The organism is Streptosporangium saharense, assembly GCF_014203715.1.
Taxonomy (GTDB): domain Bacteria; phylum Actinomycetota; class Actinomycetes; order Streptosporangiales; family Streptosporangiaceae; genus Streptosporangium; species Streptosporangium saharense.
Genome location: NZ_JACHJP010000001.1, coordinates 1,017,060 through 1,031,243 on the forward strand (window position 1 = coordinate 1,017,060; position 14,184 = coordinate 1,031,243).

The window sequence follows — 14,184 nt, forward strand, 5'->3', positions numbered from 1 at the left end:
CGGGTCAATGGTCAGGAGGGGAGGATGACGGAGCGGGTCAGATTGAGTGGTTCGTCCGGGTCAAGCCCCTGGGCCAGTGCCCTGGCCACCGCCACCCGCTGGACCGTGACCAGCTCGGCCATCGGGTCGAGAGGACTGTCCAGGAACGCTCCACCCGTGGCCTCGACCTCGTCGCGCAGCCCCGGCGCGCCCTCCCCGAGGACCCAGGTGACGCGGTTGGGCCCGGCGATGCTGATCGGGCCGTGGCGGTACTCCATCGCGGGATAGGACTCGGTCCACGCCCTGCACGCCTCACGCATCTTCAGCGCCGCCTCAAGCGCCAGGCCGTACGGCCAGCCCCTGCCGAGGAAGGTGAACTGCTCGGCGGTCAGCGCGACCTCGGGGAGCGGGGCGGCGAGCGCCCGTTCGGCGTCGGCGGCCGCGCCGGTCAGGTCCTCGCCGAGGTGGGCGCGGAGCAGGGCGAGCTGCGTCGTGGCGAAGCGGGTCTGCACGACGGACCTCTCGTCGGCGAAGTCGAGCATCACGATCTCGTCGGCGGCGGTCATGACGGGGGTGCCGGGGGAGGCGGTCACGGCGCTCGTCCTGACGCCCCGCCCACGCAGGACGGCGAGCGCGTCGAGGACCTCGGTCGTCGTGCCGGACCTGGTCAGCGCGAGGACCCGGTCGTAGGGACGGCCCGTGGGGAACTCGGAGGCGGCGAAGGCGTCGGTCTCGCCGTGCCCCGCCTCCTCGCGGAGGACCGCGTAGGACTGGGCGACGAACCACGAGGTGCCGCAGCCGATGACGGCGACCCGCTCCCCGGGGCGGGGCAGCGCGTCCCTCGGGGTCTCGGCGACGGCTCTGCGCCAGCAGTCGGGCTGGGACGCGATCTCGGCTTCGGTGTGCGTGGTCACGGCGCGCCTCCCCAAGAAGCTTCGTTTATGAGTGATTTATACCAGAAATGAGCAGCTTTGTGCAGAGGTGGGTTTTGATCGGCGCGTGTGCGAGGCTGGCTACCGTGAGCCGATATGAGCGTTGGAACGCCATCCTCGAACTGCTCTCGCAGGAGGGACGGCTGTCCGTCGAGCGGGCCGCGGAGGCGCTGACCGTCTCGACGGCGACGATCCGCCGCGACTTCGACCAGCTCGCCCAGCAGCAGATGCTCATGCGCACCCGTGGCGGCGCCGTCTCCCAGAGCGTGAGCTACGACCTGCCGCTGCGTTACAAGACCGCGCGCCACGCCGACGAGAAACAGCGCATCGCGGACGCCGCCGCCGAACTGGTCACGCCGGGCGCGATCGTCGGCCTGAACGGCGGCACCACCACCTCCGAGGTCGCCCGCGCGCTGGCGATCAGGGCCGACCCCGACCTCGGCTTCACCGTCGTCACCAACGCGCTGAACATCGCCGCCGAGCTGACGGTCAGGCAGCACGTGAAGATCGTGCTGACCGGCGGGGTGGCCAGGCCGCAGTCCTACGAACTGATCGGGCCGCTGGCCTCCGCGGTGCTCGAACAGGTCGCGCTCGACATCGCCTTCCTCGGGGTGGACGCGCTCGACCCGGTCGCGGGCGCCTTCGCCCACCACGAGGGCGAGGCGAGCGTCAACAACCTGCTGATCAGCAGGGCCTCCCAGGTCGTCGCGGTCGCCGACGCCTCCAAGATCGGGGGGCGGGCCTTCGCGCGGATCTGCCCGATCGACGCGATCGGCACCCTGATCACGGACGAGGGGCTGCCGGACGAGGAGGCCGCCCGGTTCACCGACGCGGGCGTGAAGGTCGTCCGGGTGTAGGGGAATCGGGGAGCGGGCTCGCCGTACCGGATTCTGGGTGTTTCACGTGGACGGGGCGTCGCGGGTGGCGCGGGCGCGGTCCAGGTAGGTGTGCAGGGCGGCCATCTCCTCGGCGGACCAGGGCAGGTTGCGGACGATGTCGTCGCCGTGGTCCTGCCACATCCGCTGGACCGCGGTCCTCAGCCGTTCGCGCTGCTCGTCGGTGACGCCCTCCGGCTGGAAGGGGACGCCGAGCCGGTCGTACTCGCCCAGGAGGTCCAGCACCCGGGGGTCGTCGACCGGGGTGTCGTTCCGCACGTGGTCCAGTAGCCGTTCGACCAGCTCGGCCCAGCGCCGCTTGGTCGCCTCCGCGGCCTCGGGACCCGCGGCGGCGATGCCCTGGGCCATCTGCTCGCGCTGCTCTTCGGTGAAATAGCGGTCCAGCATCGAGATCGTCTCCAAGGTCGTCATGAACTGGTCGGGATCGGGCATCGACCCGGCCTCAAGCCGCTCCAGCAGCCCGCGGACCTGCTGGGCGAGCCGCTGGAGCTGGTCCGCCCGCGCGTTCAGCTGGCCGAGCTGGGCCGTCAGCAGCCCGCGCATCCCCGCCAGGTCCTCCGACGAGGAGTCGAGCACGCTCCTGATCCGCTCAAGGGGGATGCCGAGCGCGCCGAGCGCCCGCACGCGGTACAGCCGCCGCAGGTCCTCCTCGGTGTAGCGGCGGTGGCCCGAGGCCGTACGTCCACTCGCCCGCAGCAGGCCGATCTCGTCGTAGTGGTGCAGCGTACGCACGGTCACCCCGGTCGCCCGCGCCAGCTCGCCGACGCTCCAGCGGTGCCCGGCCGCGTCTTCTCCGATCACGACCTCGACGGTAGGACCTCACGTCGCGTGAGGTTCAAGTCCGCGCCGGTCAGTTGTGGGGAATCGTCTAGGATCGTCAGGGTCCGGATGATTCCGCCGCCCCCCGAGGAGCCTGTCTGTGAGCGGCGCGCACACCCTGCGGCAAACCGAGGAGGCCGTCTCGGGGAAGCTCCAGGGGCTTGAGCTGGACTTCCGCGCGATGACCGCGATCTCGAACCTCTACCGGGTGGCCTCGTCCATCAGGAACCACGTCGAGCAGACTGTGCTGAAGGAGGCCGACCTCACCTGGACCGCCTTCGTGGTGCTGTGGGTCGTGTGGATCTGGGAGTCGATCGAGAACCGGCACGTCGCCGCGGAGGCGGGCATCACCAAGGGCACGCTGACCGGGGTCGCGCAGACGCTTGAGACACGCGGGCTGATCGCGCGGGACATCCCGGCCAGTGACCGCAGGCGGACGGTCTTCTCCCTCACCCCCGAGGGCGAGAAGCTGATGACCACGCTGTTCCCCGAGTTCAACCGGGAGGAGCGGTTCGTGCTCTCCGGCCTCGGCGAGCGGCGGCTGACCGAGCTGGGCGAGTCGCTCAGGCACGTCCTGCGGCACCTGGAGAAGGAGGGCCCGGAACGACGGGCCTCCCGTAACGCCGGATAATCCGATGCCGGGTGGCGGGCCGTACGTCACGCTGGGGTGATGGACGACCCTTGGCTCGGACGGATCCTTCGCGAGGGGGCGGCACCCGGGATGCTCGACGCGCTGGTCGAGCGGCTGTCCCCGGCCGACCTCCAGACGCTGATGATGGCCGTCTACCGGCGTCGCGCGGCGGCCGTCACGCCCGCGGGCCTGCTGCGGCGCTACGAACACGACAGGTTCACGGCCCCGTCGCCGGTCGACGCGGGCGACCTGGCGCGGCTGACCCTGCTGGCCCACGAGTGCCTCACCCGGCACGGGTTCACCGCTCTCGCCCTGGCGCCCGTCTGCCCGCTGGGCACGGCCTCGGCGGTGGCGACCGTGAGCCAGGACAAGGTGGTGACGACGACCCGCACCACCGAGGTCGTCTCCGACGTGACCAACGTCCTGGCCCTCGAATGCGCGCTGCGCCGCCGCGACCTGCTGCGGGCCGACGCCCGCTCCCGGACGCGGGTACGGCTCGGCGCCGTGCAGCGGGTCCTGCGCGCGCAGCCGTTCGGGCCGGGCATGATGCCGCACTTCGCCCTTCTCGGGTTGTGTACGGCGGGCAGGGGCGAGGGCTCCTTCGACGTCGAGACCCTCGTCGAGCACGTCGAAGTCCACCTTGACGTTCTGAGGGGACTCGGCCGGGTGCGGGTCGGCTTCACCGACCTGACAGGCGGGCGGCGCCGTACGGCACTGCGGGAAAGGGTCCTTGACGTGCTGGCGCCGAGGCATCCGGAGGTCGGATTCGGCTTCGACGACGAACGGGTGTCGGGACGTGGCTACTACACCGGGGCCGCGTTCGGGATCGACGTCACCACCCCGGAGGGTGAGGTCGTCAACCTCGGGGACGGCGGGTTCACGACCTGGACCGGCGCGCTGCTCGGCAACGCCAGGGAACGGCTGCTGGTCAGCGGGCTGGGCGTCGAGCGACTGTGCGGGCTGATGCGACCTTCGTCGCAGGGGGAGTCCTCCTCAGAGGGGAGAAGGGGTGATCCTTTCACCCTTTCGGGTGACGTGTCGGGTGGGGAGGATGACTAGGGTCCTGGGCATGCGTGCTCTCGGATGGACTCTGGCGGTTGCGGGGCTGGTGCTTGCCGGATGCGGCACCGGTGGCTCCGGTGAGGCGGAGGGTGGGCTGCGCCAGACGATGGCGCGGCTCGACGCCTCGGGGCCCGCCGCGACCTACCTCGAATACGGCGACATGGCGCACTGGCGCAAGCTCGGTGTGGTCACCGACAAGGGCCCCGGCCAGGACCGGCGCTGGGTCGCCGCCGTCGGCTCGGGCTTCGGTGACTTCGCCGTCGGCGGGCAGCGGATCGCCGAGGCGACCGGTCTCAACGTGTTCGCCGCCGACCGGGGTGTCATCGCCGGGACACCGCCGAAGTCCGCGATCCGCGTCGAGGGCACCCTCGACGCCTCGGGCATCAGCGCCAAACTCACCTCCATGGGGGCGAAACCCCGCGAGATCGGCGGTCAGGAGGGGCTGTCCCTCAACAAGGACAACATGCTCGACCTGGCCGGGCCGCAGACCGCGCTCGGCCTGACCAACCAGCTCAACCAGGTGGTCGTCACCGACTCCGCGCTGGTCGCAGGTGCCGCGGCCGACTCCGTCGCGGGGGCGCTCGGCACCGGCTCGTCTCTGGCCGACGACCCCGGCCACGCCGCCGTCGCCGACTGCCTCGGCGACGTGGCCGCCGCGGTCATCATGGCTCCCAGGCAGCCGGGCGGGGTCATCCTGTACGGCGTCGGCCTGCGCGGGCCCGCCTCGACGGCGGACAAGGCGGTTGACGTGGTGTGCGTGCTGCCCCGGGTCGCCGAGGTGGGCAAGGTCTTCAAGGAGCGCCTCGTCACGGCCGCCAAGCCGGGTGGCAAGCCCCTGGGCGATCTGGTCGAGACGATCACGCACGACGACGTCACCTCGGGCGACCGTACGGTCCACCGCGCCCTGCTGACCGTCAAGCCCGACGGTCCGGTCCTGCTGGCCAACCAGCTCCTGATCCGCGGTGACCTGGAGCGTCTCGCGGACCCGGCCGCGCCCCTCGACCCGCTCGGCGTCACCCGTCCGAGCTCCTGACTCACCGGGACGTTCCGGCCAGGCCGTTCAGGTGGGCGTAGACGACGGCGTGGACCCGGTCGCGCAGGCCGAGTTTGGCCAGGATGCGGGAGACGTGCGTCTTGACGGTCTCCTCGCCGACGTGGAGGGCCGCGGCGATCTCGGCGTTGCTGCGGGCGTCGGCCAGCAGGAGCAGCACCTCGCGTTCCCGGGAGGTGAGCCGTTCGACCTCGGCGGGTACGGCCGCGGGCTCGATGCTGGTGGTGAAGCGGGCGATCAGGCGCCGGGTCACCGAGGGGTCGATCAGCGCGTCCCCCCGGGCGGCGACCCGGATCGCGGACGTCATCTCCTCCGGTGGCAGGCTCTTGAGCAGGAAGCCGCTGGCCCCGGCGCGTAACGCCCGGTAGACGTACTCGTCGCTGTCGTAGGTGGTCACGACCAGGACCCTGGTGGCGTTCCCCGGCGCCGCCAGGATCGCCTCGGTCGCGGCCAGGCCGTCGAGTTTGGGCATCCGCACGTCCAGGACCGCCACGTCGGGGCGCAGCCGTACGGTCTCGGCGACCGCCTCGTGGCCGTCGCCGACCTCGGCGACGCAGAGCAGGTCGGGCTGGGTTTCGAGGACGGCGCGCATCCCGGAACGGAACATCGCGTGGTCGTCGGCGAGCAGCACGCGCAGCGTCACGGTGTCTCCAGGTCTCGGGGGCGTCCGGGGGGCCGGTTCCCTGTGGGAAACGTGTCACGAACGGCGATTGTCTCCCGATGCCAGGGTTTTTCTGGCCCTAACCGCTACATGGAGAAATTTCCGGATATCGTCGCTGGATCCGGCCCCCGATGGTGATCTCCGGATCCAGCGGACGAACCTCTCCTACGGCTCCCGCGTGACCGTCAGCGCGTGCCCACCCGGGGCGGCGTGCCGTACGCCGTGGACCTGCCGGAACAGGGGGGCGGGCCACCAGTTCCACCGGCCGAGCGCGATCATGGCCGCGGGCAGGATCGTGGTGCGGATGACGAAGGCGTCGAGCAGCACGGCGACCGCGAGGCTGAAGCCGATCTGCTTCATCTCGGCCAGGTGCAGGAACACGAACCCGGCGAACACCGTGACCATGACGATCGCGGCGCTGGTCACCACGCCCGCCGAGCCGGCGATGCCGTCGAGAACGGCCTGCCGGGTCGGCACCCCCGCGGCGGCCCGCTCGCGGATACGGCTGACCACGAACACCTGGTAGTCCATCGAGAGCCCGAACAGGATCACCAGGAGGAACAGCGGCACCCGGGAGCCGATCGCGCTGGTCGCGCTGGGATCGAACCCGAACAGCGTCGTCGCCAGGCCGTACTGGAAGAACACCACGACCAGCCCGAACGAGGCCGCGGCCGACAGCGAGTTGAGCAGCACCCCGAGCAGCCCCAGCGTCACCGAGCGGAACACGATCATCGTCATGACCAGGGTGACCAGCAGCAGGAGCCCGGCCACCAGCGGCAGCTTCCCGTTCACGTGGTCGAGGTCGTCCACGTTGCGCGCCGCGTCCCCGGTGACGGCGGCCTCGACCCCCTCGATCGCGCCGACCGTCGCGGGCAGGTAGTCGTCACGGATCCGGTCCAGGGAGCGTTCCGCCTCCGGCGAGCTCAGCCGGTACGGCACGGCCAGTTCGAGCACGCTGACCCGGCCGTCGGCCGAGACGCGGATGTCGGCCGGGGCGTTCCGCGCGAACAGCGGGTCGGCGTGGGCCCGCCTGCCGAGCTCCCGCAACGCCTGGCCGACCTCTTCCGTACGGCCCTGCCCGTCGCGTACGACGACCTGGTGCAGGGTCCGCAGCTCGGGGAAGGCGGTCGTCATCCGGTCGTGGATCCGCAGCGCCGGGATCTCCCGGGAGTGGCTGTCCCGGTTGAGCACGCGCAGCTCCATGCCCAGCGCGGGCAGGGCCAGGACGATCATCACCAGGACGGCGACGACCAGGGTGAGCACGGGGTGCCGGTCAGCGGGCCGCAGCAGCGTCCGCCACAGCCGTTCACCGCCCGCCCCGCGCTCCCGGCCGCGACGCGGCGGCAGGCCACGCAGGGCCCTGCGCTCGGCCCTGCGTTCGGCGCGCTGCCCGATCCTGACGAGCAGCGCGGGAAGCACGGTCACCGAGCTGGCCATCGCGACCAGCACGACGAGCACGGTGCCCGTGGCCAGGGAGGAGAACACGACGTCGGCGGCGAGATAGAGCGTGGCGGTCGAGACGAGCACGGCGAGCCCGGAGACCACCACCGCCCGCCCCGAGGTGGCCGCGGCCAGTTCGACCACGGCCCGGGGGCTGAGCCGTCCGCCCGCGCGGGCCCGTTCCTCGCGTTCGCGCTTGAGGTAGAAGAGCGTGTAGTCAACGCCGACGGCCATGCCGATCAGCAGGATCACGTTGTTGCCGACCCCGGCGTCCGGCAACAGGTGTGAGACCAGCATCGACAATCCCATGGCGGCGATCGACGACAGCGCCAGCAGCAGCGGCACCGCGGCCATCAGCACCGAGCCGAACACCACGAGCAGGGTGACCAGCGTGACCGGGAACGAGATGGCCTCGGAGAGCGCGAGGTCCTCGCCGCGCTGCTGGTTGACGCCCTTGCTGATGGAGGCGCTTCCTGTCTGTTCGACGACCAGGCCGGGATGGTCGCGCTGGACCTCGGCGGTCTGCGCGAGCAGTGGGTCGACGTGCTGCCGGGCGTCGAGCTCGGGGCCCTTCATCGTCACGGCGATCAGGAGCGTCGTGCCGTCGGCCGAGCGGGCCGGAGGGCCGACGTTCTCGACCTCGGGGAGCCGCTTCATGCGTGCGGTGACGTCCCGCGCGGCGGCCTGGGTGGACGTCTCCCTTCCCGGCCTGATCAGGACGTACTCGACGGGCCTGCGCTCAAGGCCCGCGCTGGTCGCGATCTCCTCGGCGCGTCCGGCCTCGCCGATCCAGTAGTCCTCGGTGCCCGCGTTGCGGGTGCCGGCCGCGATCCCGGCGCCCAGGCACAGCACGACGAACACCAGCCAGCCGATGATCGCCCGCCAGGGGTGGGCCGCGCTCCAGGCGGCCACGCGCACGACGCTCATGGGCGCGTGCCGTACGGGCGGATGGATTTGCGTGGGAGCAGCATGAACTGCTCTCCTTTCTGTGGGGGTACGTGCGCATGAAGGCACGCCGGAAACGGCGTGGTCGCGCGACTTCCTTCACGGGGGCGGCGAGCTGGCACTCGCCGTCCCCGTACTCATGGTCGGAGGGACATCGGGGGACGGGTCAGCCGACGCTGCGCAGGATGCGCTCGATCTCCGCGACCCGGCCGTTCAGTTCGGTGAGCTGGGTGGTCATCTGGTCCTGCTGCCTGGTCATCCGGTCGACGGCCGCTCGATACTCCGCCATGGCCGCCCGGTACAGCCTGGCGCTGAGCACGAAGGCCACCGTGATGCCCACGGTGCAGATCAGGATGACCCCCAGAGGGAGAAGTGTTTCCTTCGTCATTTGCTCTCCTGCACGTCGTCTGGTCCTTCCTGGTCGGCCGCCTCGGCCGCTTTGGCTGCTTCGTCCGCGCGGAGAGCGTCGAGGACCGTGTCCACGGTGACGTGGACCCTGAACGGCACCAGCTCGTGGAACTTCATCGCCTTTCCCTCGGGGGAGAGCTCCAGCTCACCGGTGACCATCCCGGCCTCCTCCAGTCGCTGGAGATGCATGTAGAGCAGAGGCCGCGAGATGCCCAGCCGCCGGGCCAGCTCACTGACGTGCAGCCGTCCCGAGGAAAGCTCGGCGATGATTCTGAGCCGCTGCGGATGGCCGACGGCCATGAGCGTCCTCAGCAGTTCCTCACTGGTCAGCGTCCAACTCCCATCAACCGACTTTCACCTGTAATTTACATCTTACATGTGTTCGCCGGTTTTATCCCTCTGGGGGGCGGGACTGTTCGAGGGGGAAGCTGGCTCTGATCTGCCAGTGCCTGCCGTCGGGCTGCACGCCGTAGGTGATCCGGCCGCCGAACAGCGCGACCCGCTGCCTGATCCCGGCCAGGCCCCGGTGCGGCGAACTCCGCTGCTCGACGGGTCCCTCCCGCTCGCCGAGCTGGTTGGTCACGGTCACGACCGCCTCGGTCTCGCGGTACTCGATCTCGACGCCGACGCTCTCGCCCCGGCCGTGCCGCAGGGCGTTGGTCAGGGCCTCCTGCGCGACCCGGTACACCGCGACGTCGAGCGAGCCCGGCAGCTCACGGGGTGAGCCGTGGGTCGTCAGCGTGACCTTCAGCCCTGCGGCCCGCACGCCGTCGAGCAGCTCGTCGAGGTTGTTCAGGCCGGGCTGGCGCCGCCCGGTCTCGGTCTCGTCGCCGTGCAGGATCGCCAGCAGTTTGCGCAGGTCGGCCATGGCCGCGCGGCTGCTCGACTCGACGGCCGACAGCGAGCGGTAGGCCCGGTCCTCGGTGTCGTCGCCGGACGGAGAGCCGAGCCCGAGCCTGGCCGCGCCCGCGTGCATGCCGATCGCGCTGACGTGGTGGGAGATCACGTCGTGCAGGTCCCTGGCGATGGCGCTGCGCTCCTCGGCGACGGCCCGCTGCACCGCCGCCCGCTCGTCGTGGCGCCGCAGCTCCGCCTGCCGTTCCAGCTCGGCGATGTAGGCGCGCCGCTCGGTCGTGTAGCGCCCGACCAGCCAGGGCAGCAGCACCCTGGCGGTGAGGTCGATCCCCAGGACGACCAGGCTCGTCGGACGGCAGAGGTTCCCGGCCAGCAGATGGCTTCCCGTGACCCCGGCCGCCAGCACCGCGAGCGCGGCCCACGCCTGCGTCGAGCGCAGCCACGCCCCCGCGCGGTAGCCCGCGACCAGGAAACCCGCCTCGACCGGATGCCAGGTGGCGTCGGGGAACAGCAGCGGGGGCACCAAAACGGAGAAGCCGTGGAGCACCGCGACGGCGCCGGAGAAGCGGGGCGGGGTGGCCAGCACCGCGTCGATCACCAGGACGGCGAGGAACGCGGTCCAGTACTGCCATACGCCGGTCGGCCGGTCGTGGAGCAGGAACACGCCCGCGTCCGCCACCATGCACACGGCCGCGACCAGCAACGACTGGTTGGCCAGTGACCGGCTGGCGTCACGTCTCATGGCCCTCGCTCCTCGTCGGTCCTCACCCGGCCACGACATGCTGCCTTCTCCCGCTCCGGGAGGGAAGGGATGCGGGTCCCTCACGTGGGGGACCCGGGTCCCGCCCTCAGGTGACGAAATTCCGGGTGTGCCCCGATTAGCGTCTGGCGCGATGAGAACCTACGGACCCCGCGCGCTCCTCGTGCCGGTCATCGTGGCTGTGCTGATGATCCTGGTGGTCGGTCAACGGCCCGCGCTGGCCGACGGCGCCCCCACGGGACAGGACCTCCACGTCGCCCAGACGCTGGGCACCCGTGAGCTGTCGGTCGTCCTGCGCCGGGTGGACGAGGTGCCGGGGCCGCTGCGCGTCGAGGTCCTCACCCACGCGGGGGCCGGTCCGGGAAAGCTGGTTCTGCGGCTGGTCCCGACCGGGGTCAGCAGCGCCGAGGACGACCTGCCCGCCGCGGGCTCGGTCGTCAGTGAGGGCGAGCTGGTCCTGGGCCCCACGCCCGCCTCGTACGGCGCGACCCTGCGCGTGGACCGGCCGGGGCCGTGGGAGCTGACCGTCGACGACGGCCACGACAGCGGGCGGATCCCGTTCGTCGTGCCCGCCCCGGTCAGGTCGCCTCCCGACACGGTCGCCTACGCCGCCTTCTCGGTGGCGGGCGGGCTGCTGCTGCTCGCGCTCGGCACGGCGGTGTGGTCGCGGCGCTGGTGGCTTCCGCTGGTCCCGGCCTGCGGGATGGTTGCAGCCCTGGCCACGGGGGTGACCGGTGCGGCGCTGTCCCCGCTCACCCCGCAGCCCCCGCTGCCCGGTCTCCAGGTGGATGCGACAGTGGACAACGTCACGGCTCCCTACACGGCGGCCAGGCCGGTGAACGCCGACTACTCGCGGCCACCGGTGAACATGCTGGTCCGCGCCTCGGAGAAGACCTCGGGACGCCGCACGGACCTCGACCTGCTGCTGACGGACGGCTCGACAGGGCGGCCCGTCGAGGACCTGGTCGTCCACGACGACGCGCTGGTCCACCTGCTGGTGGTCTCGCCGTCCGGCCGCCTGTGGCACCTGCACCCGGTCATGACCGGTCCCGGGCACTACCGGGTCGGCCTGGTCCTGGCCGAGCCGGGCCACTACGCGCTCTCGGCGGAGGTGGCCAGGCGCGGCGGCGGTGTGCAGCTGGTCCGCTCGGCCGCCGGGCTGGACGTCGGCGAGGGCGCCACGCCCGTCGCGGCGGCGCCGACGCCCGGCGGCCCCGGTCCCCGGGAGATCGACGGCGTCCGGATCGACCTCGCCGCGACCCGGCCGTCCGCCGGGGAGGCCACCACGATCACCGTCAAGGTGGGGGAGCGCGCCGACCTGCAGCCCTGGCTCGGCATGGTGGGACACCTCATCGTCGTCGGGCCGCTGCCGTACGCCACGCCGGTCGGCACCGCGGCGCAGACCGCGCCGGTGTGGGGGCACGCGCACGCGATGGCCCCCGTGCCCCGGGGCGCGGCGGGCCGTCCCGACGAGACCGTCGCGACGTTCGGGCCCGAGGTGCGCTTCACCCACACCTTCCCCGAGCCGGGGCGCTACCGGCTCTGGGCGCAGGTGGAACGCGGCTACGCGCTGGTGACCGTACCGGCCGTGCTGGACGTTGGTGCGCCATGAAGCGCCGGGGGACGTGGGCGGCCGGCTGCGCCGCCGTACTGGCCGGGGCCGTGCTGTGGCTGCTGTGGCCGGGCGGCGGTTCGGAGCCGACGGTGCTGCGCAGCGGGACCGAGCACTATCGGGTACGGCTCACCGTCGAGCGTTCCGGGACGGGGCCCGTGACGATCGACGTGGCCGACCTGCGGGGGCGGCCGGTGACGCTGCGGAGCGTCACCGTCGAACCGGTCATGACGAACATGGGCCACGCCCTCGAACCCGTCACGACCGTCGCCCAGGGGCCGGGGAGATACCGGGCCGAGCGCCTGGCCCTGCCGATGGGGGGCGCCTGGGCGCTCACGGTGCTCATGCACGGCCCAGAGGGGACCGACCGGGCCACCTTCCCCGTGCTGGTGGCCGGGTGACTTCTGCGAAGACGACGAAAGGAGAAGATGATGACCGTCGCTGACGGGGCGTTGCCGATCAGGGGGCGCGCTCCCGCGTCCGCCCGTGCGACCACCGCGCCCAGGGGGTGGGTCCCCGCCTACGTCGTCCTGCTCGGCGCGGCGTTCTCGCTGTCGGCCGCGAGCTGGGACATCCAGTGGCACATCGACGTGGGGCCCGACACGTTCTTCACCCTGCCGCACCTGTTCCTGTACGCGGGCAGCGCCCTGTCCGGGCTGGCCAGCTTGGCCGTGGTGCTCATGACGACCGCCGCGAAACGCGGTGACCGTGAGGTGGACGCGGCAGTCGGGGGCCGGGCCGTACGGGTGTTCGGCGGAACCTTCGCCGCGCCGCTCGGCTATCTCGTCGCCGGTACCGGCTCCGCGGGCTTCCTGCTCTACGGTCTGTTCGACCTGTGGTGGCACAGTCTGTACGGCTTCGACGCGGTGATCGCCTCACCCCCGCACATCGGCCTGCTGCTGTCGATCACGCTGAGCATGGTCGGCGCCGTGATGGTCTTCGCCGCGGCCGGGGAGCACTCCTGGGGCAGGATCGGCGTCGTGCTCGCCCTCACCGTGATGCTGGCCTTCAGCCTGGTGGCCGCACAGGGGCTTGAGGAGTTCGAGGGCGGCGTGATCGACGCGATCACCGTCGGCATCACGTTCCTGACGACGCTTGTGCTGTTCACGGCCGTGGGGTTCCTGCGGAACGTCCGGCTTGTCCTGGGGTTCGGGGTCGTGTTCGCGCTCCTCCAGGGCCTGCTGTGGTGGTTCTCGCCGTGGGCGACCAGGGCGTACGCGGTGGCCGTCGATCTGCCGATGCGCGACTACGTGATGGGGGCGCCGCTGGTGCCCTCGCAGATGCCGATGTCCCTGCTCGTGGCCGCCGCGCTGACCTGGGGGATCATGCGGTTCGCGGGCCGCGCGGGACGGCTGGCCGCGCCGCTTGGAGGTTTTCTGGTCGGGGCGCTCGTGACGGTCTGCGGGCTGGCGCAGTCGGCCCTGGTCTACGGGTACTCGATACCGCCGTTCGGCGACCTGGTGCCCACGATCGTCCTGGGTGCCGTCCTCGGAGCCCTGGCCGGGTTCCTCGGCCGTCGCTTCGCCGTCATGCTGCGCGCGATGCGGGAAAGCAGGTAACCCCGTGTTCTCTCCCTTCTCACGAAGAGGCGTCGCGGCGGTGCTGGCCGCGACCGGCCTGGTCCTGGTGAGCGCGACCCCGGCCCTGGCCTATCCGCCGGTCGAGACCGTGCACACCGAACGCGTCCAGGCCGGGCCGTACGGCATCACCGTGGGGTTCAGCGTCTGGCCGCTGCGGGCCATGCAGTCGCTGGACTTCACCTTCACTCCCGACGACGGGATCACCGGCAAGCGCGGCACCGTCACCATGACCGGTCCCGACGGTCACGCGCACCGGACCAGGATGGCCAGGCATCCGCGCAAGCGCGAGGTGTGGGGCATGGACACCGTGGCCCTGCCCGCCGAGGGCGGTTGGAAGTTCACCTTCGCCGTCGAGGGGCCCGCGGGTCGGGGTGAGGGCGTCACGAAGGACATCCAGGTGCTGCCGCAGCCGGGGCCGCCGATGGCCCTGAGCTGGTCGATCGGGACCATCCCTCTTTGGGCGCTGATCGCGCTGCTCGCGGTGGCGTGGCGCCGTACCAGAGGGATTGTCCCTGAGGGGGTATAGATCCAGAAATGTGACTGACAGGCAGGA

General features: G+C 71.6%; 15 protein-coding genes. 8 read left to right on the plus strand and 7 right to left on the minus strand.

The window, feature by feature from the left end; translation table 11 throughout:
* Nucleotides 1–11 precede the first annotated feature (11 nt).
* Complete coding sequence (locus tag FHS44_RS05070; RefSeq protein WP_184712670.1) at nt 12–893, minus strand: SIS domain-containing protein; 882 nt, start codon at nt 891–893, stop codon at nt 12–14.
* A 104-nt stretch (nt 894–997) separates the two neighbouring features.
* On the opposite strand from FHS44_RS05070, the gene FHS44_RS05075 reads away from it, so the two are divergent.
* Nucleotides 998–1,768 (plus strand): DeoR/GlpR family DNA-binding transcription regulator, encoded by a 771-nt coding sequence (locus tag FHS44_RS05075; protein WP_184712671.1) that lies wholly within the window; start codon nt 998–1,000, stop codon nt 1,766–1,768.
* Between the two features lie 42 nt (nt 1,769–1,810).
* On the opposite strand, the gene FHS44_RS05080 is transcribed toward FHS44_RS05075, so the two are convergent.
* Entirely contained in the window at nt 1,811–2,608 is a 798-nt protein-coding gene (locus tag FHS44_RS05080) for a MerR family transcriptional regulator (RefSeq protein ID WP_184712672.1), read from the minus strand.
* Nucleotides 2,609–2,726: 118 nt separating this feature from the next.
* Here FHS44_RS05080 and FHS44_RS05085 point away from each other — a divergent pair, with 118 nt between their 5' ends.
* The 3 genes from FHS44_RS05085 to FHS44_RS05095 are packed head-to-tail and all read left to right on the plus strand — an operon-like array spanning nt 2,727 to nt 5,352.
* The gene (locus FHS44_RS05085; protein WP_184712673.1) at nt 2,727–3,257 is read left to right on the plus strand and encodes a MarR family winged helix-turn-helix transcriptional regulator; all 531 of its coding nucleotides are present in this window, start codon (nt 2,727–2,729) and stop codon (nt 3,255–3,257) included.
* Nucleotides 3,258–3,296: 39 nt separating this feature from the next.
* On the plus strand, nt 3,297–4,316 hold the full coding sequence (locus tag FHS44_RS05090; RefSeq protein WP_184712674.1) for a hypothetical protein: 1,020 nt from the start codon (nt 3,297–3,299) through the stop codon (nt 4,314–4,316).
* 10 nt (nt 4,317–4,326) lie between these two features.
* The gene (locus FHS44_RS05095; RefSeq protein ID WP_184712675.1) at nt 4,327–5,352 is read left to right on the plus strand and encodes a hypothetical protein; all 1,026 of its coding nucleotides are present in this window, start codon (nt 4,327–4,329) and stop codon (nt 5,350–5,352) included.
* A gap of 1 nt (nt 5,353) precedes the next feature.
* On the opposite strand, the gene FHS44_RS05100 is transcribed toward FHS44_RS05095, so the two are convergent.
* From FHS44_RS05100 to FHS44_RS05120, 5 genes are all read right to left on the minus strand, one after another.
* Entirely contained in the window at nt 5,354–6,013 is a 660-nt protein-coding gene (locus FHS44_RS05100; RefSeq protein WP_184712676.1) for a response regulator, read from the minus strand.
* 183 nt (nt 6,014–6,196) lie between these two features.
* Nucleotides 6,197–8,398, minus strand: a complete 2,202-nt coding sequence (locus FHS44_RS05105) for an MMPL family transporter (RefSeq protein WP_184712677.1) — start codon at nt 8,396–8,398, stop codon at nt 6,197–6,199.
* A gap of 184 nt (nt 8,399–8,582) precedes the next feature.
* The gene (locus FHS44_RS05110) at nt 8,583–8,804 is read right to left on the minus strand and encodes a hypothetical protein (protein WP_184712678.1); all 222 of its coding nucleotides are present in this window, start codon (nt 8,802–8,804) and stop codon (nt 8,583–8,585) included.
* Nucleotides 8,801–9,124, minus strand: a complete 324-nt coding sequence (locus FHS44_RS05115; RefSeq protein WP_184712679.1) for an ArsR/SmtB family transcription factor — start codon at nt 9,122–9,124, stop codon at nt 8,801–8,803. Before FHS44_RS05115 ends, FHS44_RS05110 begins: the two co-directional genes overlap by 4 nt.
* 91 nt (nt 9,125–9,215) lie before the next feature.
* The gene (locus FHS44_RS05120; protein WP_184712680.1) at nt 9,216–10,421 is read right to left on the minus strand and encodes a sensor histidine kinase; all 1,206 of its coding nucleotides are present in this window, start codon (nt 10,419–10,421) and stop codon (nt 9,216–9,218) included.
* 151 nt (nt 10,422–10,572) lie between these two features.
* On the opposite strand from FHS44_RS05120, the gene FHS44_RS05125 reads away from it, so the two are divergent.
* The 4 genes from FHS44_RS05125 to FHS44_RS05140 are packed head-to-tail and all read left to right on the plus strand — an operon-like array spanning nt 10,573 to nt 14,157.
* A complete protein-coding gene (locus tag FHS44_RS05125; protein ID WP_221460334.1) occupies nt 10,573–12,051 on the plus strand; it encodes a DUF8832 domain-containing protein in 1,479 nt (492 codons plus the stop codon).
* A complete protein-coding gene (locus tag FHS44_RS05130) occupies nt 12,048–12,452 on the plus strand; it encodes a FixH family protein (protein WP_184712681.1) in 405 nt (134 codons plus the stop codon). The genes FHS44_RS05125 and FHS44_RS05130 overlap by 4 nt, the downstream gene beginning before the upstream one ends.
* A gap of 27 nt (nt 12,453–12,479) precedes the next feature.
* The gene (locus FHS44_RS05135; RefSeq protein WP_221460335.1) at nt 12,480–13,610 is read left to right on the plus strand and encodes a hypothetical protein; all 1,131 of its coding nucleotides are present in this window, start codon (nt 12,480–12,482) and stop codon (nt 13,608–13,610) included.
* A 4-nt stretch (nt 13,611–13,614) separates the two neighbouring features.
* Nucleotides 13,615–14,157, plus strand: a complete 543-nt coding sequence (locus FHS44_RS05140; protein ID WP_221460336.1) for a hypothetical protein — start codon at nt 13,615–13,617, stop codon at nt 14,155–14,157.
* The last annotated feature ends 27 nt before the right edge of the window (nt 14,158–14,184 follow it).

Bases quoted from the DNA above. Each gene is read 5' to 3' on its own strand.
- FHS44_RS05090 (WP_184712674.1), top strand. From the start codon at position 3,297: ATGGACGACCCTTGGCTCGGACGGATCCTTCGCGAGGGGGCGGCACCC.
- FHS44_RS05095 (WP_184712675.1), top strand. From the start codon at position 4,327: ATGCGTGCTCTCGGATGGACTCTGGCGGTTGCGGGGCTGGTGCTTGCC.
- FHS44_RS05105 (WP_184712677.1), bottom strand. From the start codon at position 8,398: ATGAGCGTCGTGCGCGTGGCCGCCTGGAGCGCGGCCCACCCCTGGCGG.
- FHS44_RS05110 (WP_184712678.1), bottom strand. From the start codon at position 8,804: ATGACGAAGGAAACACTTCTCCCTCTGGGGGTCATCCTGATCTGCACC.
- FHS44_RS05115 (WP_184712679.1), bottom strand. From the start codon at position 9,124: ATGGCCGTCGGCCATCCGCAGCGGCTCAGAATCATCGCCGAGCTTTCC.
- FHS44_RS05120 (WP_184712680.1), bottom strand. From the start codon at position 10,421: ATGAGACGTGACGCCAGCCGGTCACTGGCCAACCAGTCGTTGCTGGTC.
- FHS44_RS05125 (WP_221460334.1), top strand. From the start codon at position 10,573: ATGAGAACCTACGGACCCCGCGCGCTCCTCGTGCCGGTCATCGTGGCT.
- FHS44_RS05130 (WP_184712681.1), top strand. From the start codon at position 12,048: ATGAAGCGCCGGGGGACGTGGGCGGCCGGCTGCGCCGCCGTACTGGCC.
- FHS44_RS05135 (WP_221460335.1), top strand. From the start codon at position 12,480: ATGATGACCGTCGCTGACGGGGCGTTGCCGATCAGGGGGCGCGCTCCC.